Source organism: Streptomyces sp. NBC_01439 (assembly GCF_036227605.1).
GTDB lineage: Bacteria > Actinomycetota > Actinomycetes > Streptomycetales > Streptomycetaceae > Streptomyces.
Map to the genome: position 1 here is coordinate 2,768,713 of NZ_CP109487.1, position 24,189 is coordinate 2,792,901.

Below are 24,189 nucleotides of genomic sequence, written 5' to 3' on the forward strand. Positions count from 1 at the left end.
TACTTTTCGCCTTCCTCGGTCACTCGGATTCCCCAGTCATCGCGTTCCCCGGCCGTTCGGATTCCTCGGTCACCGGATTCCTCAGTGGTCACTCGGAGTCGCTGCGCTTGGCGGCCTCGGCCATGAGGGCCTCGATGTCCATCGCCATGATCGTGTCGCTCCGGTCCTCCTGCGGCCCGGCGGCGACCGCCTCGTCCGTGCCGACCAGCGCGAGCAGGGCGTCCAACAGCCCGGCCTCGCGGATGCGGTCGAGCGGAATGGCGCCGAGCGTCCTGCGGAAGGCCTCCTCGTCGGGGACCTCCGTCGGGGCCGCGGTATTGTCCGGGAGCAGTTCCTCCAGGAGGTGCTTCGAGAGGGCCACGGGGCTCGGGTAGTCGAAGATGAGCGTCGCCGGCAGCCGCTGGCCCGTCGCCTTGTTGAGCCGGTTGCGGAGCTCGATGGCGGTGAGCGAGTCGAAGCCCACTTCCTGGAACGAGCGGGCCGGATCCACCAGGGCCGCGGAGGAGTGGCCGAGTACGGCGGCGACATGGGCGCAGATCAGGCTCTGCAGCAGACGCAGCTGTTCGTCCTGGGAGAGTCCGGCCAACTGCTCCTCCAGCGTCTCTCCGGCGAGCGGTTCGGCCGTGGCCTGCACGGCCCGGGGTGCCCGGGCGGCGGGCGCGGCGACCAGGCCGCGCAACAGGGCGGGGACGCCGTCGGGGCGGGCCCGCAGTGCTGCCGGGTCCAGCCGGACCGGTACCAGGAACGGTTCGTCCGAGCCCAGCGCGGCGTCGAGCAGCGCCAGGCTGTCCTCGGCGGAAAGCCCCACGAGGCCGCCGGAGTTGAGGCGCTTGACGTCGGTGCGGGTGAGGCGGCTGCCCATGCCCGTGCCGCTGTCCCACAGGCCCCAGGCCAGCGAGAGCCCGGCCAGGCCAGCTTCTCTGCGCTGTCGTGCGAGGGCGTCGAGGAAGGAGTTGGCGGCGGCGTAGTTGCCCTGCCCGGCACCGTCCAGGGTGCCCGCGACCGAGGAGAACAGGACGAAGGCGCTCAGGTCCAGGTCGGCGGTCAGCTCGTGCAGGTGCCAGGCCGCGTCCGCCTTGGGCCGCAGTACGGTGTCCAGCCGTCCGGCGGTGAGAGCCGGGATCGTTCCGTCGTCCACCACTCCGGCGGTGTGCACGACGCCGGTGAGCGGATGTTCGGCCGGGACTGCCTTCAGGAGCGCGGCGAGGGCGTCGCGGTCTCCGGTGTCGCACGCCGCGACGGTGATGCTCTTGGCACCCGAGTCGGCGAGCTCCTCGCGGAGCTCATCGACGCCGGGGGCGTCTTCACCGCGACGGCTGACGAGCAGCAGGTGCTGTACGCCGTGCGCGGCGACGAGGTGCCGGGCCACCAGGCTGCCCAGTCCGCCCGTACCGCCGGTGATCAGGACCGTTCCGTCCGTGTCGAACTCCACCGGGTCGGCGGCGGCCGTCGCGGCGAGCCGGGGGACGAGGAACGCGCCTTCGCGCAGTGCCAGCTCGGGCTCGCCCGTCGCCAGTGCGGCGGGCAGCGCCCGCAGCGACAGCTCGGATCCGTCGAGGTCGACCAGGACGATCCGGCCGGGGTTCTCCAACTGCGCCGAACGCACCAGGCCCCGGACGGAGGCGCCGGCCAGGTCGGCGGTGCCCGAGCCGCCGGCGGACACCGCGCGGGTGGTCACGACGGCCAACGTCGCGGACTCGAACCGCTCCTCGGCCAGCCAGGTCTGGAGCGCTTCCAGGACCCGGCCGGTTTCGGCCCGTACGGCCTGGAATCCGCTCGCGGCCGAACCGGCGGGCAGCAGCACCACATCGGCGGCCGTCACCGCACCCAGGTCGGTGGCCGTCGTGACGGCCGGCGCCGAGGCCCAGTCCTGCGCCTGTGTGCCGACCACGACCCAACGCCCCGCGGCGGGGGCGGTGTCGAGGGGGTGCTCGGTCCACTCCAGACGGTACGGCGGCCGTGTCCCGCCTCCGCGTGCGGCCTCGATCTGCTCGACCGACACCGGCCTGGCCGCCATGGAAGCGACCGTCATCACGGGCAGGCCCGCGCTGTCGGTGATCGTCAGGGACGATTCGTCGGGGGCCGACGAGGTGACGCGGACCCGCAGCGAGGTGACGCCGGGGGTGAGCAGCGATACGCCGGACCAGGCGAAGGGCAGCGAGGCGCCCTTCGTGTCGCGCGGGGAGTTGTCGAGCAGCTCGGTGGCGTGCAGGGCGGCGTCGAGGAGTGCCGGGTGCAGGCCGAACGCGGCGGCGGCGCCGTGCGCCTCCTCGGGGAGCGCCACCTCGGCGAACACCTCGGAGCCGCGTCGCCAGGCGGCCTTGAGGCCCTGGAACACGGTGCCGTACTGGAGCCCGTCGGCGGCGAGTCCGGCGTAGAGGTCGTCCAGTCCGACGGCCGTGGCGCCCTTGGGCGGCCACACGCCGAACCCGACGGACTGCGTGGGCGGCGCGTCGGTGAGGGTGCCGGTGGCGTGCAGCAGCCACGGCCGCTCGCCGGCCAGGTCCTCGGTTCGCGAGTAGACGGAGAGGGGCAGCCGGCCGGTCTCGTCCGGGTCGCCGACGCTGACCCGTATCTGGGCCCCGCCGCGCTCGGTGAGGACCAGCGGCGCCTGGAGGGTGAGTTCCTCCAGGAAGCCGTGGCCGGTGTACGTGCCGGCCCGGATCGCCATGTCGACGAAGGCCGTACCGGGCAGCAGGACCGCGCCCGCGACGGCGTGGTCGGCCAGCCAGGGCTGGGTGTCGAGACCGACCCGGCCGGTGAGCAAGTAGGCCTCGGAGTCGGGTAGTTCGACCGCTGCACCCAAGAACGGGTGCGCGGTGGCGACCTGCCCGAGGGTCGACGCGTCGCCCGCCGCGGCCACCGCGTCGAGCCAGTAGCGCTCGCGCTGGAAGGCGTACGTCGGCAGGTCGACGCGACGTGCACCCGATCCGGCGTACAGCGTCGGCCAGTTCACGTCGGTGCCGGCTTCGAAGGCCCGGGCCAGCGCGGTCAGCAGGGTGCTCGCCTCGTCGCGGTCCTTGCGCAAGACCGGGACCAGGAGCGCGGTGTCCGCCAGGGAGGCCTGGGCCATCGCGGAGAGCACCCCGTCGGGGCCCAGCTCGACGAAGGTCGTGACGCCCGCGGCTTCCAGCGTGCGGATGCCGTCGGCGAAGCGCACCGCCTGACGGACGTGCCGCACCCAGTACTCCGGGTCCGACAGCTCTCCCGCGTCCGCGACCTGTCCGGTCACGTTGGACACCACGGCGATGCGCGGCTCACCGAATTCGAGCTCCTGAACCACCTGGCGGAATTCGTCGAGCATCGGGTCCATCAGCGGCGAGTGGAACGCGTGCGAAACGTTCAGCTGCTTCGCGGCGAACCCCGCGTCCTCCAGCTCGGCGACCACGGCGGCGACCGCGGCCTGCTCCCCGGAGATCACCACGGACCGCGGCCCGTTGACGGCAGCGATGCCGACCCGGTCCTCGCGGCCGTCCAGCAGGGGAAGTACGTCCGCCTCGGTGGCCCGCACGGCCACCATCACTCCGCCGGCGGGCAGGGCCTGCATCAGCCGGCCCCGCGCGGCGACCAGCCGGCACGCGTCCTCCAGGGACAGGATCCCCGAGACGTGCGCGGCGGCGATCTCGCCCACCGAGTGGCCGGCCAGGAAGTCCGGCCGCAGACCGAACGACTCGACGAGGCGGAACAGCGCCACCTCGACCGCGAACAGCGCGGCCTGGGTGTACGCGGTCTGGTCCAGCAGCTGCTGGCCACCGCCCTGGTCACCGCCCTGGTCTCCGTCCTGCTCACCGGCGACGACCTCCCGGAGCGGGCGGTCGAGTCCGGTGTCCAGGAGTGCGTAGGTCTTGTCCAGCGCCGCTGCGAACACCGGGAAGCGTCGGGCGAGTTCGTGGCCCATGCCGAGGCGCTGCGCGCCCTGGCCGGTGAACAGGAAGGCGGTCTGCCCGTCGGAGGTCGCGGCGCGCGGACCGTGCTCGCCGTCCGCCTCACCAGCGGCGATGGCCGCGAGGCCCGCCAGCAGTGCGTCACGGTCCGTGCCGAGCACCACCGCACGGTGGTCGAGTACGGCTCGCGTGGAGGCCAGTGAGAAGCCCACGTCGGCCGGCGACAGGTCGCCGTCGACGACGTGTTCGTGCAGTCGTGCTGCTTGGGCGCGCAGTGCCTCGGGGGTGCTGCCGGAGACCACCCACGGCACGGGAACGCCCGAGGGCCACTGCCCGACCTCCACCGAAGCCTCGACCGACTCCTCCCGAGGGGCCTCCTCGATGATGACGTGCGCATTGGTACCACTGATACCGAAGGACGACACACCGGCCCGGCGGGGCACACCCTCCACCCGCTCCCACGGCCTGGCCTCCGTCAACAACTCCACATCACCGGCCGACCAGTCCACGTGCGACGACGGAGCATCAACGTGCAACGTCCTGGGCATCACACCATGACGCAACGCCTGCACCATCTTGATCACACCAGCCACACCCGCCGCAGCCTGCGTGTGCCCCAGGTTCGACTTCACCGAACCCAACCACAACGGACGACCCGCCACCCGCTCCTGCCCGTACGTCGCAAGCAACGCCTGCGCCTCGATCGGGTCACCCAACGTCGTACCCGTACCGTGCGCCTCCACCACATCCACATCCGAGAACCGCAAACCAGCACTCGCCAACGCAGCCCGAATCACACGCTGCTGCGAAGGACCGTTGGGAGCCGTCAAACCATTGCTCGCACCGTCCTGGTTGACAGCGGAACCACGAACCACCGCAAGCACCTGATGACCATTCCTCCGCGCGTCCGACAGACGCTCCACGAGAAGGACACCAACGCCCTCGCCCCAACCCGTACCGTCCGCGGCCTCCGCGAACGCCTTGATCCTGCCGTCGGCGGCGAGACCGCGCTGACGGGCGAAGTCGGTGAAGGTCTCCGGGGTCGCCATGACCGTGACGCCGCCCGCGAGGGCCAGGTCGCACTCGCCGCGGCGCAGTGCGTTCGCCGCCCAGTGCAGGGCCACCAGGGAGGACGAGCACGCGGTGTCCACCGAGACCGCGGGCCCTTCGAGCCCCAGCGCGTAGGACACCCGGCCGGAGACCACGCTGCCGAGGCTGCCGTTGCCCAGGTAGGTCTCCAGGTCTTCCGGGACCGCGCCGAGGCGCGAGGCGTAGTCGTGGTACATCACACCGGCGAAGACACCGGTCCTGCTGCCCTTGAGCGAGGCCGGGTCGATGCCCGCCCGCTCGATGGTCTCCCAGGAGGCTTCCAGGAGCAGTCGCTGCTGCGGGTCGGTGGCCAGCGCCTCGCGCGGGCTGATGCCGAAGAACTCGGCATCGAAGTCGGCCGCGTCGTGCAGGAAGCCGCCCTCGTTGGAGTAGGTCTTGCCGGGTTTGCCGGGCTCCGGGTCGTAGATGCCCTGGAGGTCCCAGCCCCGGTTCTCCGGGAACCCGCTGATGCCGTCGCCGCCCTCGGCGAGGAGCCGCCACAGCTCCTCCGGCGAGTTCACGTCGCCCGGGAAGCGGCAGCTCATGCCCACGATCGCGATCGGTTCGTCGTCGGACAGCACGGTGACGGGCTCCGGTACCGCGACGTCCGCCTCGGCCCCCACGACCGTCTCGCGGATGTGGTCGGCGAGTGCCAGCGGTGTCGGGTAGTCGAAGACGAGGGTCGCGGGCAGCCGCAGTCCGGTCTCCTTGTTGAGGCGGTTGCGCAGTTCCACGGCCGACAGCGAGTCGAATCCGATCTCGGTGAAGGCGCGCTTCGGGTCGATGGCGACGCCCGACTCGTGGTGCAGGACCTCGGCGACATGGGTGCGCACCAGGTCGACGAGGGTGCGGGTGCGGTCGTCGGCGGAGAGACCGGCGAGCCGCTGGGCGATCGGCGAGGGGGACGCCCCGGAGCGGCCGCCCGCCTGGGCGGTGCGCCGGCCGGTGCCGCGGACCAGGCCGCGCAGCAGTGCGGGAACCCCTTCGGTGCGGGCCCGCAGAGCTGCCGGGTCCAGCTTGACCGGTGCGAGTACGGGCTCGTCCACGCCGAGTGCCTCGTCGAAGAGGGCCAGGCTCTCCTCGGCCGTGAGCCCGACCATGCCGGAGGAGTTCAGCCGCTCGACCTCGGTACGGGTGAGCCGGCTGCCCATGCCCGTACCGCTGTCCCACAGGCCCCAGACCAGGGAGTGCGCGGCCAGTCCCGCGGCTCGGCGGCGGATCGCGAGACCGTCGAGGAAGGCGTTGGCCGCCGCGTAGTTGCCCTGCCCGGCGCCGTCCAGGGTGCCGGACATCGACGAGAAGAGCACGAACGCGGTGAGCCCGAGGTCACGGGTCAGTTCGTGCAGGTGCCAGGCCGCCTCCGCCTTCGGGCGCAGGACGGTGTCCAGGCGTGCGGCGGTGAGGGAGGAGAGGATGCCGTCGTCGACGACGCCCGCCGTGTGGACGACCCCGGTGAGTGGGCGGTCGGCGGGCACCCGGGCCAGCAGGGCGGCGAGGCGGTCCCGGTCGGCGAGGTCGCAGGCCTCGACAGTGACGCTCGTTGCGCCCGACTCGGCGAGTTCCGTGCGGAGTTCGTCTACTCCGGGGGCGTCTTCACCGCGGCGGCTGACGAGCAGCAGGTGGCGGACGCCGTGTGCGGCGACGAGGTGCCGGGCCACCAGGCTGCCCAGTCCGCCCGTACCGCCGGTGATCAGGACCGTTCCGCTCGCGTCGAAGGCCGGCGCCGGGGCGGAAGCGGCCGGCGCCGTGGCCAGCCTCGGCACCAGGACGACCCCTTCGCGTACCGCCAGTTCCGGCTCCCCCGCCGCCAGCGCGGCGGGCAGCGCCCGCAGCGACAGCTCGGATCCGTCGACCGCGACCATGACGATGCGGCCGGGGTTCTCGTCCTGTGCGGCGCGCACCAGGCCGGAGACGGCGGCGCCGGCCAGGTCCGCGTCGCGGGTCACCACGACCAGCTTCGCCGAGTCGGACCGCTCCTCGGCCAGCCAGGTCTGCAGGGCTTCGAGGACCCGGGCGCTCTCGGCCCGTGCCGATTCGAAGTCCTCGCCCGCCGGGCCCGGTGACAGCAGCACCACGTCGGCGCCGGTCACCGTGGAGAGGGTGACGGCTTCGGCGCCGAGCGTCGCCGCCCACGCCTCGGCCTGCGGGCCGGTCACGGCCCACTGCCCCTGGGCGGCCAGGTCCGCGCCGGGCAGCTCGGTCCATTGCATCCGGTACAGCGGCTGTGCGCCGCCGCGCGCCGATTCGATCTGCTCGGCCGATACGGGGCGCGCGATCACCGAGCCGACGGTCATCACGGGACGGCCCGTACCGTCGGCGATGATCAGCGAGGACTGCTCGCGGCTGCTGACGGTGATCTGCACGCGCAGCGAGTCCGCACCGACGGCGTGCAGGGTGACGTCGTTCCAGGCGAAGGGCAGCAGGGTGCCTTCGTCCGTCTGGTCCTGACCGGTGAAGGCCAGGTCCGAGGCCTGCAGCGCAGCGTCCAGGAGGGCGGGGTGCAGTCCGAACGTGCCTGCCGTGGTGCGCTCTTCGGCGGGCAGCGCGATCTCGGCGAACACCTGGTCGCCGCGCTGCCAGGCGGCTTTCAGCCCCTGGAAGACGGGGCCGTAGCCGTAGCCCTGGCCCGCCATCCGCTCGTACGCGCCCGAGACGTCGAGCGTGGTGGCGCCCTGCGGCGGCCAGACGCCGAGGTCGGCGGTCGGCGCGGCGGCCGCTGCCGGGGCGAGGCTGCCGCTCGCGTGCAGGGTCCACGGCGCGTCGACCGGGGAGCCCTCGGTGCGGGAATACACGGCGAGCGGGCGGCGCCGGTCGTCGCCCACCGCGCCGACCAGTACGTGCACCGCGACGCCGCGGGACTCCGGGAGCACCAGTGGTGCCTGGAGGGTCAGTTCCTCCAGGGTCTCGTAGCCGACCTGGTCCCCCGCGCGCACCGCCATCTCGACGAAGGCGGTGCCGGGCAGCAGGACGCGGCCCGTGATCGTGTGATCGGCGAGCCAGGGGTGGCTGAGCAGAGACAGCCGGCCGGTGAGGACCACGCCGTCGGAGTCGGGGAGCAGGACGCCCGCGCTGAGGAAGGGGTGGTCGACGCCCAGCTGGCCGACGCCGGTGACGTCCCTGGTGCCGCTGGACGACTCCAGCCAGTAGCGGCGGCGCTGGAAGGCGTACGTGGGCAGCTCGACCCAGCGGGCGCCGGTGCCGGCGAACGGGGTTTCCCAGTCGACGTGGTGGCCGCGTACGTACGCCTGCGCCAGGGCGCCGAGGAGTTCGCGCTCCTCCGTGCGGTCCCTGCGCAGCACGGGCGCGAGGAGGGTGCCTTCGGTGTCCTGGAGGCAGCCCTGGGCCATAGCGGTCAGTACGCCGTCGGGTCCCAGCTCGATGAAGGCCGTGACACCGGCGGCTTCGAGTGCGCGGATCCCGTCGGCGAAGCGCACCGCCTGACGGACGTGCCGCACCCAGTACTCCGGGTCCCCCAGCTCACCCGGGGCGGCGATCTCTCCGGTGACGTTGGAGACGACGGCGATCTTCGGTTCGCGGTAGGCGACCGCCTGGGCGACCCTGCGGAACTCGTCGAGCATCGGCTCCATCAGCGGTGAGTGGAAGGCGTGCGAGACGGTGAGCTGCTTGGTCTTGTGCCCTTGCGCGGTGAGCTCGGCGACGACCTCGGCGACCGCGTCCCCGGCGCCGGAGATCACCAGGGAGGCGGGGCCGTTGACGGCGGCCAGACCGACCCGGTCCTCGCGCCCGGCGAGCAGCGGAGTCACGTCCGCCTCAGTGGCGCGGACGGCGAACATCACTCCGCCGGCAGGCAGTTCCTGCATCAGGCGGCCGCGGGCCGCCACCAGGACGGCGGCGTCCTCCAGTGAGAGGACCCCGGCGACGTGCGCGGCGGCGATCTCGCCCACCGAGTGGCCAGCAAGGAAGTCGGGCCGTACGCCGAACGACTCGACGAGGCGGAACAGCGCCACCTCGACGGCGAACAACGCGGTCTGGGTGTAGACGGTCTGGTCGAGCAGCGCTGCCTCCGCGCTGCCGGGTTCGGCGAACAGCACCTCCTGCAGGGGAAGTTCGAGCTGCATGTCCAGGTAGTCGCAGGCGTTGTCAAGTGCGTCGGCGAACACCGGGAAGGTGTCGTACAGTTCGCGGCCCATCGCCACCCGCTGCGCGCCCTGGCCGGTGAAGAGGAAGGCGAGGCGGCCCGCGGTGGTCCGGCCGTCGAAGGCGCCGGGCACGGTGACGCCCTCGGCGACGGAGGCCAGTGCGCTCAGCAGCGTCTCGCGGTCCTCGCCGAGGACGACGGCGCGGTGGTCGTGGGCGGTACGGGTGGTGACCAGCGAGTGGCCGACGTCTGCGACGGAGGCGTCGGAGCCCGCCGGTCCCGCGACGAAGGTGTGCAGCCGCCGTGCCTGGCCGCGCAGCGCCTCGGGGCTGCGCGCGGAGATCACCCAGGGCCGGACGGTACCGGTCGGTTCGGATCCGGCGGCCGGTTCGGGCCGCTCCCGGTCCTCCGGCGCCGCCTGCTCCAAGATGAGGTGGGCGTTGGTGCCGCTGATGCCGAACGCCGAGACGCTGGCGCGGCGCGGGCTGCCTTCGGCGGGTTCCCACGGCATGGCCTCGGTGAGCAGCTCGACGCGGCCCGCGGACCAGTCCACGTGCGGGGTCGGCGCGTCCACGTGCAGCGTCTTGGGGAGGGTCTCGTGCTTCATCGCCATGACCAGCTTGATCACGCTGGCGGCGCCGCCCGCGGCCTGGGTGTGCCCGAGGTTGGACTTGACGGAGCCGAGCCGCAGGGGGCGGTCGGCGGGCCGGTCCTGGCCGAGCGTCGCGAGGATGGCCTGGGCCTCGATGGGGTCACCGAGACGGGTGCCGGTGCCGTGCGCCTCCATGGCGTCGATGTCGGCGGGGACGAGTCCGGCGTTGGCGAGTGCCTGGCGGATGAGCCGCTGCTGCGAGGGGCCGTTGGGTGCGGTGAGGCCGTTGCTCGCGCCGTCCTGGTTGATCGCGGTGGAGCGGATCAGGGCCAGTACGGGGTGCCCGTTGCGCCGGGCGTCGGAGAGGCGTTCCAGGATGAAGATTCCGACGCCCTCGGCGAAGCCCGTACCGTCGGCCGCCGCCGCGAACGGCTTGCAGCGGGCGTCGGCGGCCAGGCCGCGCTGGCGGCTGAAGGCGCTGAACATGCCGGGGCTGCCCATGACGGTGACGCCGCCGGCCAGTGCGAGAGAACTCTCGCCCTGGCGCAGGGAGTTCGCCGCGAGGTGCATGGAGACCAGGGAGCCCGAGCAGGCGGTGTCCAGGGTGATGGCGGGGCCCTCGAAGCCCATCAAGTAGGACAGCCGGCCCGAGATGGCGCTGGGCGCGTTGCCGGTCATCAGGTAGCCGTCGAGGCCCTCGGGGGCGTCCAGGACGCTCGTACCGTACTCGTGCACCTCGGCGCCGATGAAAACGCCGGTACGGCCGCCGCGCAGGGTGGCCGGGTCGATGCCGGTGCGCTCCAGTGCTTCCCAGGCCGTTTCCAGGACCATGCGCTGCTGCGGGTCCATGGCGAGCGCCTCGCGCGGGCTGATGCCGAAGAAGTCCGCGTCGAAGAGGGTGGCCTCATCGAGGAATCCGCCTTCGCGCACGTAGCTCTTGCCGAGGACGCCGGGGTCGGGGTCGTACATGCCCTCGATGTCCCAGCCGCGGTCGGTGGGGAAGCCCGCGAGCACCTCGCCGTTGTCCCGCACCAGGCGCCACAGGTCCTCGGGGGACGAGATGCCCGCCGGGTAGCGGCAGCCGATGCCGATCAGCGCGATCGGGTCCTCGTCGTCCGCCGCCGACCGCTCGGGGGCGACGACCTCGTCCGTCAGGCCGAGCGCCCGGCCGCGCAGGAAGGACGCGAGGGCGCTCGGGGTGGGATGGTCGAAGGCGAGGGTGACCGGCAGGTCGAGGCCGGTCGCCGCGGTGAGGCGGGCGTGCAGGTCGACGGCGGCCAGCGAGTCGAAGCCCAGCTCCATGAAGGGGCGTTCGGCGTCGACCGCGGGCACCTCCTTCCCGGCGTGCCGCAGGGCCGCACGGGCATGCTCGCCCACCAGGAGGAGTGCGGCACGCAGCTGCTCGGCCGGCTCGAGCGCCGTCAGCCGGCGCGTCAGGGCGTTCTGTAGCGGAGCGCTTTGCCCCGGGGTGCTCCGCTCTTCGCCCGACGCACTGCCGGTTTCGGAAACCAAGTTCTCGGACTCGCTCATTCCGCGTACTCCACTACTCGTCCAGCTCGCCGGCAGACAGAATCTCGGGCCTGAATATGTATCGAAGCTAACTACGGTGGCCTTCGCGGCCACACCCCTAAGCCCCCCTAAGGGGGTGCTACCGGAGGGAGGTCGAACCCTTGGTCGGGAGCGGTTTCTCCATGGCTTCGGTGTCGAATTTGTGCGATACGTAGGAGAGCGCGCCCAGGAGTTCTCCCGAGGTGACCCGCCGGTTGCCGGAGCTTTCCACGAGGTGCCCGATCGGCAGTTCTCCGGTCGTCGCCCAGCGCAGCCTGCCGGTGTCGTCGATATAGCTGCGGGTGCGCCCCATGTTGTCGGGGTGCACGCAGTAAGGAACGTCGAGAAGACCGCGCTTGAAGGCGAGGATCAGGGCCTGCCCCACGTCGTCGTGGAGATCGAGCACGGCGGCGACGAGTGCGTGCGCCTCTGCGTACACCTGGGAATCCGTGGAATTCCCCGGCCGTGCACCACCGGGGAACGCCGTGGCGGCCCTGGTGGCGTGTTCGAGGGCCTCGATGTTCTCCTCGATCGTGGGGATGCGACGGGATTCCGCGACGGTCTTCACGATGATCCGCTCCGACCCGGTGGCGGCGGCCAGTTGGGCGGCCTGCCCCAGCAGCCGGTAGGAGCCGCCGTCGGTGGTGGGGTACACGCCCATGTAGGTGTAGATCACGACGTGCCAGGTCGCGGCGGGCAGCAGCTCGGCGCAGAGTGCCCGCAGCGCGGCGACGGCCTCGATGTCCTGACCGAAGTGGGTCTGTTGGGCGTAGCTGACGGAGATGCTGCGGATGCCGTGCCGGTAGAAGAACAGTGCCTCCAGGGCACTGATCGCCACCAGCAGGCTCGGCGGGCAGAGCTGGCCGAGCATGCATCCGCCGAAGGTCTCCAGATGCGGGTCCACGCCCATGCCGCGCAGTTGCGCGAGGAAGAGGGTGGAGCGGTCCCATTCGCGCACCGACTGGTCGAGCGGGGTGCGCCCGTACGGCAGGCAGTAGGAGACCGGGCCGCCCTCGGAGGCGCTGAGGCCGGCCCGGACCGTGGCGGCGAAGATGTCGAAGGGCTTCGCCGAGCCGTGCCTCACCTGTACCGGGAAGTCGGGGCCGTGGATGCCGTCGAGCATGTCCCGGGTCGTGTGCGCGCCGTAGTTGACGATCGGGAAGCCGTTGATGCCGGTGCCCCGCCGCAGCGCCTCGTCGACGGCCGCGGTGTCGCCGACCCGGGTGTAGGCGTCGATGGTGAGGGTGCCGACCGTGGTGGCGTCGGCCCCCTTGGTGGCCGCGAGACCCCGGCGCATCTGTGCCGGGTCGCTGAACCCCATCCGCGGCTGGACCACGAGGCGCCCCGCCCGGTGCGCGGCGCGCACGAAGCTGCCGAAGTCCGAGTGGGCGCCCTGCACGGTGGTGGCGGGCGCGTCCCCGGCCCCGATGCGGGCCGGGGCGTGCCCGTCCGGGCGGTGCTCGTGCTCCGAACGGTCCCGGGGGCGTTCGACGTCGGACCGGTCCCCGGGGTGCTCCTCGGTCACGAAAGGACTCTCTGCGGGAGTGCGCCGATGAACCGCTCGAAGGACCCGATTTCGGTCCTACCGTCCTCGAAGACCGCGTCGAAGCCGGCGGCGAGGAGTTCCTCGATGTGCGCGGCGTCCTCGCCGCCGGAGATGCCGAGCTTGCCGCCGATCACCATCGGGGTGCGGATCAGGGCCTCGGCCTCGCGCAGCTTCTTGATGACGCGCAGCCCGTCCTGGTATCCGTGTCCGTTGACGCTGCTGATCACCACCAGCGCCGGGTCGTGCTCGCGGATCTCGGACCCCAGCAGCTCGTCGGGGACGGTCGGTCCCAGGTTGACGACGTCGTAGCCGAGTTCCTCGATGAGCAGCTGGAGGAAGACCAGGTTCCAGGTGTGCGCGTCGGAGGAGAGCCCGCTGACCACGACGGTCTGCCGCGGACGACCGGGTAGGCCGGGGCCGGTGGAGGTGTCGGTCGTGCCACCGGAAAGGGTTGCCAGCTCGCTCATGCGTACGTCCTATGGTGCTCGATGCGGGACACGGAGACGACCTCGTCGCCCCGCACCACGATTTCGACGGGGGCGGGCCTGCCGAGAAACATCAGCAGGCTGGACGTGGGTCCGTAGGCACCGGCGTTGGGGATCTCGATGACGTCTCCGGCCTCCAGCGGCGGCAGCGCCACCGACCGGCCGAGCACGTCGCCGGGGGTGCAGAGCGGGCCGACGAGGCTGGACTTCTCCCAGCTCTCCACCGACTCCGGGGAAGCGCCCGCGGTGTCGGGGCTGACCGCCACCGGCAGTAGCCGGCCGAGGCCGGACATCCCGCCGAAGGTGTTGATGCCCGCGTCGAGGATGACGAACTTGCGGCCCCGGCTCTCCTTGATGTTGACCACCCCGGCCAGCAGCGTGCCGCTGTCGCCGACGAGGTAGCGGCCGGACTCGCAGGCCACCTTGGGAAAGCCTTCGCGCCAGCGCGGGAAGTGCTCGTCGAGGGTCTGCGACAGCGCTTCGCGGAGCCGGCCGTAGACGGGACGCTCGCCGGGAACCGCGTACGGCACGGAGAAGCCGCCGCCGATGTCCAGGAAGCGGGGCTCGTCGAGCCCGATGTCGTGGAAGGTCCTGGCCGCCTGGGCGATGGTGTGCTGGAACTCGCCGATGAGGGCGTCCTCGTCGCGGGCGTTGCTCAGCGGGAAGAAGTGGGCACCCACGATCTCCGTGCCCTCGACGGCCCTGAGCAGCGGGATCTGCTCGACGAGGGTCTCGCTGTCGATGCCGAACTGGGAGGGGGCGCCGGTCATCCGGATGCTGGTGGTGGCGCTGGCCGACGCGCTGTTGATGCGGAGCAGGGCCTGGGCCACGACCCCGAGACGGAGGGCCACGGCACCGATGTGCTGGAGGTCGGTGAGGGACTCCACGGAGAACATCCGCACGCCTTTGGCGATGGCTTCGTCGAGTTCGCCGTCGGTCTTGCCCGGTCCGGTGTAGAGGCACTCGCCGGGGTCGAAGCCGGCGCTCAGGGCGGCGTCCAGCTCACCCGTCGAGCTGATTTCGGCGCGGCAGGCACGGTTGCCGCCCTGCCGCAGCGCCCGGATGACCTCCGGGTGCGGGTTGGCCTTGACCGCGCTGAAGAGCTCGAACTCCTCGGGCAGGGCGGCGAACAGGTCGTCCCTCGCGGCCTCGACCCGGTTCAGGTCATAGACGTAGGCCGGAGTGCCATGGCGCTCCACGAGGTCGGCGTAACGGGTCATTTGGAGGTCTCCTCAAGAAGCCGGGCCAGCTCCTTCTTGTCGTTCTTGCCGTTCGGCGTGAGCGGGATCGCGTCGAGGACGTGGCAGACGGAGGGCACCTTCTGGGCCTCCAGTCGGAAGGTGAGCTCGCGCAGGATCTCGTGCTTGGCCCGGTCGGCCTCGACGAACAGCACGAGGTCGCGCTCGTCGGTGGGCGGCAGCACCACGGCCGCGCGGACGCCGTGGATGTCGGCGGCGGCGGACTCGATCTCGGTGGTGCTCATCCGGACGCCCTTGCGCTTGAACATGTCGTCGCGGCGGCCGTCGAAGTAGAGGTAGCCGTCCTCGTCGAGCCAGCCGTAGTCGCCCGTGTGCAGGCGCAGGGCGCCGTCGTCCGGGCCCGGGCGGAAGGTCTTGGCGCTCAGTTCGGGGTTTCGCCAGTAGCCGGGCATCACGTGCGGGCCGACGGCGACGATCTCACCGGTCTCGCCCGCCGGCAGCGGGGCTCCGTCTGCGTCCAGGATCAACACCTGGGTGCCGGGAACCGCGCGGCCCACGGAGTCGGGGCGTTCCTTCTCCTGCTCGGGCGGCATGACGGTGATGCGCTTGGATTCGGTCTGCCCGTACTGGCGGACCACTCGGGAGCCGGGGAACTTGGCGCGCAGCGCGTCGATGGTGGTTTGCGGCAGAGCCGCACCGGTGTTGCTGAACATCCGCACGGTGGGTGCCGGGTTCTCCTCGCGCTCCGCGAGCCGGAGGATCATGGCGGCCAGCGAGGGCACGATCGGCACGATGGTGGCGCCGCTCTCGCGGATGCGGCGCAGCAGCACCAGGTCGGACGCGCCGTCGGCCAGCACGATCTCGGAGCGGCCGATGGTGGACAGCAGCACCTTGTACAGGCCGTAGTCCCAGGAGATCGGGAAGCGGCAGAAGACCACGTCGTCGGGCCGGTATCCGATGACGCCCTCGAGCGCCTCGGAGACGAAGGTGATCTGGGCGTGCGGGCAGATCACGGCCTTCGGGGCGGCGGTGCTGCCGGAGGTGTAGACGAGGACCGCGGGGTCGTCGGCGGAGATCTCTGCGGCCGGCGGGCGGGCGTCGATCTCGGCGTGCTTCTCGACCTCGGTCCAGGCGGCGCCGTACTCCCGCACGAGGGCCGGGGTGAGGTCGCGCACGGTCTCCTCGGCGTCGGCGGTGACGATGACCAGGGCCGGCTCGGAGTTCTCCAGGACCGGGGCGAGGTGGAAGGTCTTCATGCCCGGGTTGAGCGGCACGAAGACGACCCCGCTGCGGCTGGCGCCGTAGAACATCGCGACGAGCTCACGGGTGGTGGGCAGCTGGACCACGAGCCGGTCGCCGGGGACCAGCCCCTGTTCCGCCAGCCAGTCGGCGAAGGCGTGTGCGTGGGCGTCGAGTTCCGCGTACGTCCACGTTCCGGTGTCGTCGCTGACCGCCCGGGACTGCGCGGAATCGGCAACTGCTTCCGTCAGCAGTTCGTGCACGAGCTTGTTCCGGCGGGAAAGCGATTCGCCGGGTATTCGATCCGCAAAAGGAATGGTATCCAAGGCCGTTCTCCTGTCGCCGGCTCCGCATGGGGAGATCGATGCATTGCTGAAATCGATCCGCTACGAAGTTACCCGCGACAGGAGACCCTGCCCCACCCCTAATCCCCCCTATTGCCGCTCCGGCCATTCCCGGCACGCAGCAGGTCACCAGCACGATTCCGCAGTTCTTTGCGGTCGATTTTCCGGTTGGCGTTCACAGGGAATTCATCGAGGAGTTCATAACGCCTGGGCAGCAGCCCGCGCGGGAGCACTTCGCTCAGCTTCCTGGCGAACTCGACGGGACGTACGGGTTGCTGACCGATGTAGAAGACAACGAGTTGGGTTCCCTCGTCGGTGGCCGCGTCCACGGTCACCGCCTCGCCGACCCCTTCGACCGCACCGAGGGCGTGGTCGATCTCGGCGAGTTCGACGCGCCAGCCCTGGATCTGGACCTGGGCGTCGAGCCGTCCCAGGTAGGCGAGTTCACCGCCTCCGACGCGACGGACCCGGTCGCCGGTGCGGTACCAGAGTCGCGAGTCGCGCTCCACGAACCGGCCCCGTTCGTCGTCGGGGTCGAGGTAGCCGGGCGCCATCTGCGGTCCTGAGATGACCAGTTCGCCCTCGGTCGCGGCCTCGTTGTCGTCCGCGTCGAGGAGCAGGTGCTCGTGTCCCGCGTGTACGGCGCCGATCGGCACGATCCCGTTGGCGCCCAGCTCCGGCGAGCGGACCGGGTCCCAGCGGTGTGCGGCGATGGTGACGGTGAACTCGGTTGGCCCGTACAGGTTCTCCAGCACGGATCCGGAGGCCGCCCGCTGCCACGCTTCGGCATCCTGGCACTTGAGTGCTTCGCCCGCGAAGAAGCTCCAGCGCAGGGACGGTAGCGAGCCGGCCGCGAGCCCGCCCGTGCGGCGGGCCAGCGAGATGGCGCCCGGTGTCGAGAACCACACGCTCACCCGGTGCTCGGTCAGGAAGCCCGGCAGGTCGCGGTACCCCTGGGCCGGGATGACGAGTGCGGTCGCACCGGCGCCCCAGGCGCAGAACAGGTCGAACAGCGAGCAGTCGAAGTTCAGGTCGAAGGTCTGCGAGAAGACGTCGTCGGCGGTGAAGTCGTACCGCTCGTCGAGGAGACCGAAGTAGTGGCTGGTGTTTCCGTGCGTGAGCGGGACGCCCTTGGGGCGGCCGGTCGAGCCCGAGGTGAACAGCATGTACGCGATGTCGCCCGGCCCGACCGGCCGGGGCTCCGCAAGTGCGTGCCGTTGGTCGGGCACGATCCGGCGCAGCCCGCCGCCGAGTGCGGCGTCGGAGTCGGCGAGCAGGACCGGGACGGCGCTGTCCGGGCCGAGCAGCGCCGGCAGTTGTGCGCCGCCACCGGCGTCGGCGATCACCGCGGAGAGCGGCGCCGCGTCGAGCATGCCCCGGGTGCGGGCCTGTGGGAAGTCGGGGCGCAGCGGCACCACGGCGGCGCCGGCGTACAGCGCCGCGAGGATGCCCACGTACGCCGTGACTCCCTTCGACGCCAGTACGCCGACGGCCCTGGGCGGGCCGGCCGCGTCGGCAGTGAGGGCGCCCGCCCAGCGGAGCGCCAGTTCGTGGGCGTGCGCGTACGTGAGGGACTCCGTGCCGACGCGCACCGCGGCGCGGTCCGGCGACTTGGCCAGTCCGCGCAGGAAGCGCGCGTACAGCGCGTGCTCAGCTGGTGCCCGCACGGTCAGGCAGCCGGCTGGAGCAGGCCGGAGAGCGCCTTCCACAGGACGCCGGGCGTCCGGAAGGTCTCCAGGCTCAGGGCGTCGTCCTGGAAGCGGACGTCGTAGGCGTTCTCCAGCTGGGCGAGCAGCTCGACGGTACCCAGCGAGTCCAGGCCGAGGTCACGCAGCTCGATGTCGCTGGTGAACGCCTCGTCGTCGCCGAAGAAGGGCAGGTAGCCGCGGACCATGTCTTCGAACTTGTCGTCCCACACGGTGGTGTTTCCTCACTCTGGGATGGGTGGTGCAGGTGGGTGGTGGTGCAGGTTTGCTGGCGGTGCACGTTGGTGGTGGTGCCGGTGCCGCGCTGTCGGCAGGCCCTCAGGCCGCGGCCTTCGAGCGGCTGCGCGGCCGCATCGCGACGGCCGGGCTGGCGGGTACGACCTCGAAGCTGTTGCGGGTCAGGGGCACCCGGCCGAACAGGGCGTCCGGGCCCGATACGCACGCCTTCGTCACGCCCAGGGTGCGCAGCGAGGCCACGACCGCGGGCCACCGCATCGGCGTGACGAAGCTGTCCAACAGCATGGTGCGGATCTCGTCGGCGGTGGTCAGGACGGTGCCGTCCTGATCGGCCACGACCGGGAGCCGCGGGTCGTGGAAGGTCAGCGAGGAGAAGACCTCCGACTCTGCCCTGGCCCGCAGCGAGCCGAAGGCCGAGCAGTGCACGGGCGGGCGCATCGTGTAGAGCGACATCCCGCCGAGTTCGCGCAGCCGAGGGCGGAACCATTCGAGGCTGTGCTCGCGCATCGACACCATGTGGAAGTCGTGATCGATGTAGCACGAGACCTCGTGGAACTCGCCGCGCTCCTCGAACTCGGCGAAGATCTGCTGCAGTCTGTCCTGCGGGGTGCGCAGGAAGGAGTGCGTCACCACGTCCTGGTGGTCGGTGGTGAAGTAGTCCGCCATGCAGCGGGCGACGCCGGCCGTCATGCGGACCGCGTCCTCGAAGGACAGTGCACCGGAGTACGCGCTCAGCACCTTCTCGCCGAAGCTCGGCCCGGTGCAGACCTCGGGCACCAGGCCCAGGGTCCGTTCGGCCCAATCGGCGGAGGCCAGGCAGTTCACCATGAACGCGACCTGCGCGGCCTCCGAGTAGTCGTCCTCGTCGTCGCGGAACCGGTCGATCAGCGAGTAGCCGAGCACCTCGTCCGCCCGCGCCGTGAGCCGCCGTGCGGCCGGGTTGATCAGCATGAACTTCCCCACCTCGGAAAAGGTGGAGGCTCCCATTCCGGGGAAGACGATCGCGGTTTCGGCCCGGAGCCCGGAGGTCATCCGCGCTCTCCTTCCAGGAGTGTGTCGAGGTATCCGAGCAGCACTTCGTTGAAGCGCTCGGGTTCTTCCAGGTGCGGCAGGTGGCTGGAGTTCTCCAGGATTTCCCACCGCACGTCGGGAATCCGGTCGAAGTAGGGCTGTACGGTCTCCGGAGTCGCCTCGTCGTGGCGGCCGGTGAGCAGCAGCGTGGGGACGTCGATCCGGTCGAGTTGGTCGACGACCGACCAGTCCTTGAGCGTCCCGATCACATGGAACTCGTTCGGGCCGTTCATCGTGTAATAGACGGTCGGGTCGTCGTAGATCTCCATGAAGGACGCGACGAAGTCACGGGGCCAGGGCACGACCCGGCACACGTGCTTGTCGTAGAAGACCCGCATGGCGGCGAGGTATTCCTCGCTGTCCGTACTGCCGGCCGCCTCGTGCCGCAGCAGCGTCCCCTGGACGTCCACCGGCAGTTCGGCGCGCAGTACGTCCATCGCCCCCAGCCAGAGTCCGTACGAGGCGGGGGAGTTGGCGATCACCAGGCCGCGCAGGCCGGCGGGCCCCTCCGCAGCGTGCGCCGCCCCGAGCAGGCCTCCCCAGGAGTGCCCGAACAGCACGTAGTCCTGGTCGACCCCCAGCTTGCGCAGGAGGTTGTTCAGCTCGTCCTGGAAGAGCTGGACCGTCCAGAAGTCCGGTCCACGGTCGGGCAGGTGGGTGGACCCGCCGTTGCCGATCTGGTCGTAGTGGATCACCGGCCAGCCCTGGGCGGCCAGTTCGCACAACGCGAGCATGTAGTCGTGCGTACTGCCGGGACCGCCGTGCAGCACCACTATGGGCGGGCGTCCCCCGTGGAGATGGCCCGTTACTCGGTACCAGGTTTTGTATTCTTTGAAAGAAACGGTTCCTTTGGCGCTCGGCGCTCTGGACATGAATCTCCCTATCAGAATTGTCCGGGGTCCACCAATCACTTCCGGACAGCACTGCCGAGTCCATGCCGGAAAACGATTCTCCGCGGTGATCGAGCGGACGTCCCGTGGCCGTGGAACGGCCACGAAACGTTACGGCCCGGCGTGTGTTTGTCTGCAAGGTATAGGACCCGCCCATGCGGGCAGACCCCTATCCGGCCCCTACGGACCCCTGACGGCCCGGCGGTGCGACCCTCGTGGTCCGGTCGCGGGGCAGGTCGCGGGGCAGGTGGTCAGCCGGTCGTGTTCCGCAGCCATTCCTCGACGGCCCGGGCCGTCTCGACCGCGTGGTTCTCGACGATCGTGAAGTGGGTGCCCGGGACCTCGGCGCGGGTGTGCGCGGTCGACCAAACGGCCCGCCATCCGTCTCCGCCGGACGAGTCGTCGGCGACGAAGTTCTCCGTGGGTCCGACGAACAGGACGGGTGTACGCATCTCGTGGGGCCGCACGTCGCCGATCAGTTCGACGTACCGGCCCATGGCACCGAGCCGGGTGGCGTCGAATCCGCCGAAGTCGTCCTCGCGGTCGAACATCCCGGCCATCATCTGGCCCCAGAAGCCGGCCGAGTCATTGTCGTCGTCACCGGTGTCGGGCAGATAGGAGTCGAGCAGTACGACACCGGACGCCGGAGTCCCCTCGCTTTCCAGGCGTTCAGCGACGGCGTGGGCGAACTGACCTCCCGACGAATAGCCGACAATCACGAACGGCTTTCCCCCGGCGGCTCGAAGGACGTGCTCGGCGAACGCCTCGACGGCGGCGGGCACCGTGGCCGGCAGCCGGTCCGAAGGCCGGAACCCGAGCACGGGCAGGGCGATCACGTCGCGCACGTCACGGAAGTTGACCGCGAAGCGCGCGTACTGCTGCGCGCCGCCCATCGCCATCGGGGACGGCATGCAGACGAGGGCCGGCCCGTGTGGTCCACGGGCCAGCGTGACCGGTTCGGGGAACACCGCGCCGTTCCGTCCGTCCGCCGCCACCTTCTCCTCGGTCTCCTTGAGCTCGGCCACCGAGTGGAACCAGGGGCGGATCTGTCCGGCCGCCTTGATCAGCCGGACTCCGCCGGGCAGATTGCCGTTGAGGATCGCCTGCCGGAACAGACCGCGGATGGACTCCGGGGTCTCGCCCGGCTTGTCCTCGGAAGGACGGGCGGTTCTTCCGGGCGCGGTGGCCCGGGCGGCTTCCGCGAGTTGTTGCTGAAGGTGCCCGGCGAGCGCCGCAGGGGTGCGGTGGTCGAAGATGGCACTGGTGGTCAGGCTTGCGCCGGTCGCCTGGTTCACCAGGTTGCGGATCTCCATCGCCGACAGCGAGTCCACCCCGGATTCGAGGAAGTCGCGTTCCGGTTCGACGTCGTCGGCAGAGGCGTGGCCGAGCACCACCGCGACCCGGCCGAGTATCAGGGCGAGCAGTTCCCGCACCTGTTCCGCGACCGGCAGCGCGGCGAAGGACGCGGGCAGGCCGGTTGCGCCGAGGAAGGGATGCGCGGTCGCCACCTGTCCGAGCGAAGAGGCGTCAACGGAAACGGGAGTCGCGTCGAGCCAGTAGCGGTCGCGCTGGAAGGCGTACGTGGGAAGGTCCACCAGCCGCGCCCCGGTGCCGGCGAACAGCGCCTGCCAGTCGACCGCCGTCCCTGCCCGGAAGGCCTGGGCGAGCGCGGTCAGCAAGGTGTGCGCCTCGTCCCGCCCCTTGCGCAGGACCGGCACCAGCAGCGCAGCGTCCTCCAGGGACGCCTCGGCCATCGCGGACAGGACACCGTCGGGACCCAGCTCGATGAAGGTCGACACACCCGCAGCCTCGAGCGCCCGGACGCCGTCAGCGAACCGCACCGGCTCACGGACATGACGCACCCAATACTCGGGATCGGCCAACTCCCCCGCACCGGCGACCCGCCCGGTCACGTTCGAGACCACCGCAATACGCGGCTCACCGAACTCAAGACCCCCAACCACCTGCCGGAACTCCTCCAGCATCGGGTCCATCAACGGCGAGTGGAAGGCGTGCGAGACCGCCAGCCGCCTGGCCGCGACACCCCGCGCCTCCAGCCTCGCCACCACCTCCAAAACCGGGCCCTCCGCGCCCGAAACCACCACGGACTCCGGCCCATTCACCGCCGCCAAACCCACACCGTCGACGCCACTCAACAACGGCAGCACATCCGCCTCAGCGGCCCGCACCGCCACCATCACACCACCAGCGGGCAACGCCTGCATCAAACGACCCCGCGCAGCAACCAGCCGACAAGCACCCTCCAGGGACAACACCCCCGACACGTGCGCAGCCGCGATCTCCCCCACCGAATGACCACCGACGAAGTCAGGGCGCACCCCAAAAGACTCCACCAGACGGAACAACGCCACCTCCACCGCAAACAACGCAGCCTGCGCATGGACCGTCCGGTCCAACAGCCCCTGGTCCCCGTCGAAGATCACCTCCCGCAACGGACGCTCGAGACCCGCATCCAGCAGGACACAGACCTCATCCAACGCGCGCGCGAACACCGGGAACCGGGCCACGAGCTCCCGCCCCATACCCACCCGCTGACTGCCCTGACCGGTGAACAGGAACGCCGTCCTGCCCCGCTCCGCCCGCGAGGTACCCCGAGTACCCGCACCCGCACCCGCTGCCACCTCCGCCAGGCCGGCAAGCAGCTCCGCACGATCCGTACCCAGTACCACCGCGCGGTGATCGAAGAGCGCACGCGAAGCCACCAACGAGAAACCGGTATCCACCAGGGATAAGTCCGCACCAGCAGCAACGAACTCGTGCAACCGCGCCACCTGCGCACGCAACGCATCCGCCGTACGACCCGACACCACCCACGGCACCGGAACACCCACGGGCCAACCCGACACAGCAACATCCCCGCCGGCAACCACCTCCCCCACAACCTGCCCCGGAGGCTCCTCCACGATCACATGCGCATTGGTACCGCTGATACCGAAGGACGAGATGCCCGCACGACGCGTCTCGCCCTCGCGCTGCTGCCACTCCACCTCCTCGGTGAGCAGCTCGATGTCGCCCGCCGTCCAGTCGACGTGCGTGGACGGGGCGTCGACGTGCAGGGTCCTGGGCATGACGCCGTGGCGCAACGCCTGCACCATCTTGATGACACCGGCGACTCCGGCGGCGGCCTGGGTGTGTCCGAGGTTGGACTTCACCGAGCCCAGCCGCAAGGGGCGTCCCTGCGGGCGCTCCTGCCCGTAGGTCGCGAGCAGTGCGTCCGCCTCGATGGGGTCGCCCAGGGTGGTGCCGGTGCCGTGCGCCTCGACCACGTCCACGTCGGCGGCCTTGAGTCCGGCGTTCGCCAACGCGGCCCGGATGAGACGTTGTTGGGAAGGTCCGTTGGGGGCGGTCAGGCCGTTGCTCGCACCGTCCTGGTTGACGGCGGAACCAGTGACGACCGCCAGCACCCGGTGACCGTTTCTGCGCGCGTCCGAGAGGCGCTCCACGAGCAGCACACCGGCGCCCTCGGCGAAGCCCGTGCCGTCCGCGCCGTCCGCGAAGGACTTGCAGCGGCCGTCGGGGGCCAGGCCGCGCTGGCGGCTGAATTCCACGAAGGTGCCCGGGGTGGCCATGACGGTCACACCGCCGGCGAGGGCCAGCTCGCACTCGCCGCGCCGCAGTGACTGGACCGCCAGGTGCAGGGCCACCAGGGAGGACGAGCACGCGGTGTCCACCGATACGGCAGGGCCCTCCAGGCCGAAGGTGTAGGCGACCCGGCCCGAGACGATGTTGCCACTGCCGAAGCTGTGCGGGTAGTCGTGGTACATGACGCCGGAGAAGACACCTGTCGTGGTCCCCCGCAGGCTGGCCGGGACGATCCCCGCGTGCTCCATGGCCTCCCAGGAGGCTTCCAGCATGAGCCGCTGCTGCGGGTCGAGGACCGGCGCCTCGCGCGGGCCGATGCCGAAGAACTTGGCGTCGAAGTCTGCCGCGTCGAGCAGGAAGCCGCCGTCCAGGCTGTACGTCGTACCGGCGCGCTCACCCTTGGGGTCGTGCAGCTGCTCGAGGTCCCAGCCCCGGTCCCCCGGGAAGCCGGTGATGCCGTCCCGGCCGGCCCTGACGAACTCCCACAGCTCGTCGGGGGTGCGTGCGCCGCCGGGGAACCGGCAGGCCATGCCCACGATCGCGATCGGTTCGCGGGAGGCGGACACCACCTTGCGGTTCTGGTCCCGCAGGCGTTCGGTCTCCTTGAGCGAGGCCCGCAGGGCCTCGATCAGCTTTCCCTCGTTCTGGGCCATGATG

Annotated in this window: 10 protein-coding genes; all 10 read right to left on the reverse strand. The window is 71.1% G+C overall.

What is annotated here, in order from left to right; genetic code table 11:
• Positions 1–88 precede the first annotated feature (88 nt).
• Positions 89–11,194 (reverse strand): type I polyketide synthase, encoded by an 11,106-nt coding sequence (locus OG207_RS12065; protein WP_329098494.1) that lies wholly within the window; start codon positions 11,192–11,194, stop codon positions 89–91.
• Between the two features lie 118 nt (positions 11,195–11,312).
• Positions 11,313–12,611 carry a methylaspartate mutase gene (locus OG207_RS12070; RefSeq protein WP_329107575.1) on the reverse strand — a complete coding sequence of 433 codons (1,299 nt, stop codon included), beginning with the start codon at positions 12,609–12,611 and terminating at the stop codon, positions 11,313–11,315.
• A 122-nt stretch (positions 12,612–12,733) separates the two neighbouring features.
• Positions 12,734–13,225, reverse strand: coding sequence for a cobalamin B12-binding domain-containing protein (locus OG207_RS12075; protein ID WP_329098497.1), 492 nt, complete (start codon positions 13,223–13,225; stop codon positions 12,734–12,736).
• Entirely contained in the window at positions 13,222–14,463 is a 1,242-nt protein-coding gene (locus tag OG207_RS12080; protein WP_329098498.1) for a type III PLP-dependent enzyme, read from the reverse strand. The genes OG207_RS12075 and OG207_RS12080 overlap by 4 nt, the downstream gene beginning before the upstream one ends.
• A complete protein-coding gene (locus OG207_RS12085) occupies positions 14,460–15,944 on the reverse strand; it encodes an AMP-binding protein (protein WP_329098499.1) in 1,485 nt (494 codons plus the stop codon). Before OG207_RS12085 ends, OG207_RS12080 begins: the two co-directional genes overlap by 4 nt.
• Positions 15,945–16,105: 161 nt before the next feature.
• Entirely contained in the window at positions 16,106–17,692 is a 1,587-nt protein-coding gene (locus tag OG207_RS12090) for an AMP-binding protein (protein ID WP_329098501.1), read from the reverse strand.
• A 2-nt stretch (positions 17,693–17,694) separates the two neighbouring features.
• Positions 17,695–17,943: an acyl carrier protein gene (locus tag OG207_RS12095; RefSeq protein WP_329098504.1), complete on the reverse strand. Its 249-nt coding sequence runs from the start codon at positions 17,941–17,943 to the stop codon at positions 17,695–17,697.
• A 106-nt stretch (positions 17,944–18,049) separates the two neighbouring features.
• On the reverse strand, positions 18,050–19,000 hold the full coding sequence (locus OG207_RS12100) for an ACP S-malonyltransferase (protein ID WP_329098506.1): 951 nt from the start codon (positions 18,998–19,000) through the stop codon (positions 18,050–18,052).
• A complete protein-coding gene (locus OG207_RS12105; protein WP_329098508.1) occupies positions 18,997–19,911 on the reverse strand; it encodes a proline iminopeptidase-family hydrolase in 915 nt (304 codons plus the stop codon). The genes OG207_RS12100 and OG207_RS12105 overlap by 4 nt, the downstream gene beginning before the upstream one ends.
• 269 nt (positions 19,912–20,180) lie before the next feature.
• A complete protein-coding gene (locus tag OG207_RS12110) occupies positions 20,181–24,188 on the reverse strand; it encodes a type I polyketide synthase (RefSeq protein ID WP_329107577.1) in 4,008 nt (1,335 codons plus the stop codon).
• Position 24,189 lies beyond the last annotated feature (1 nt).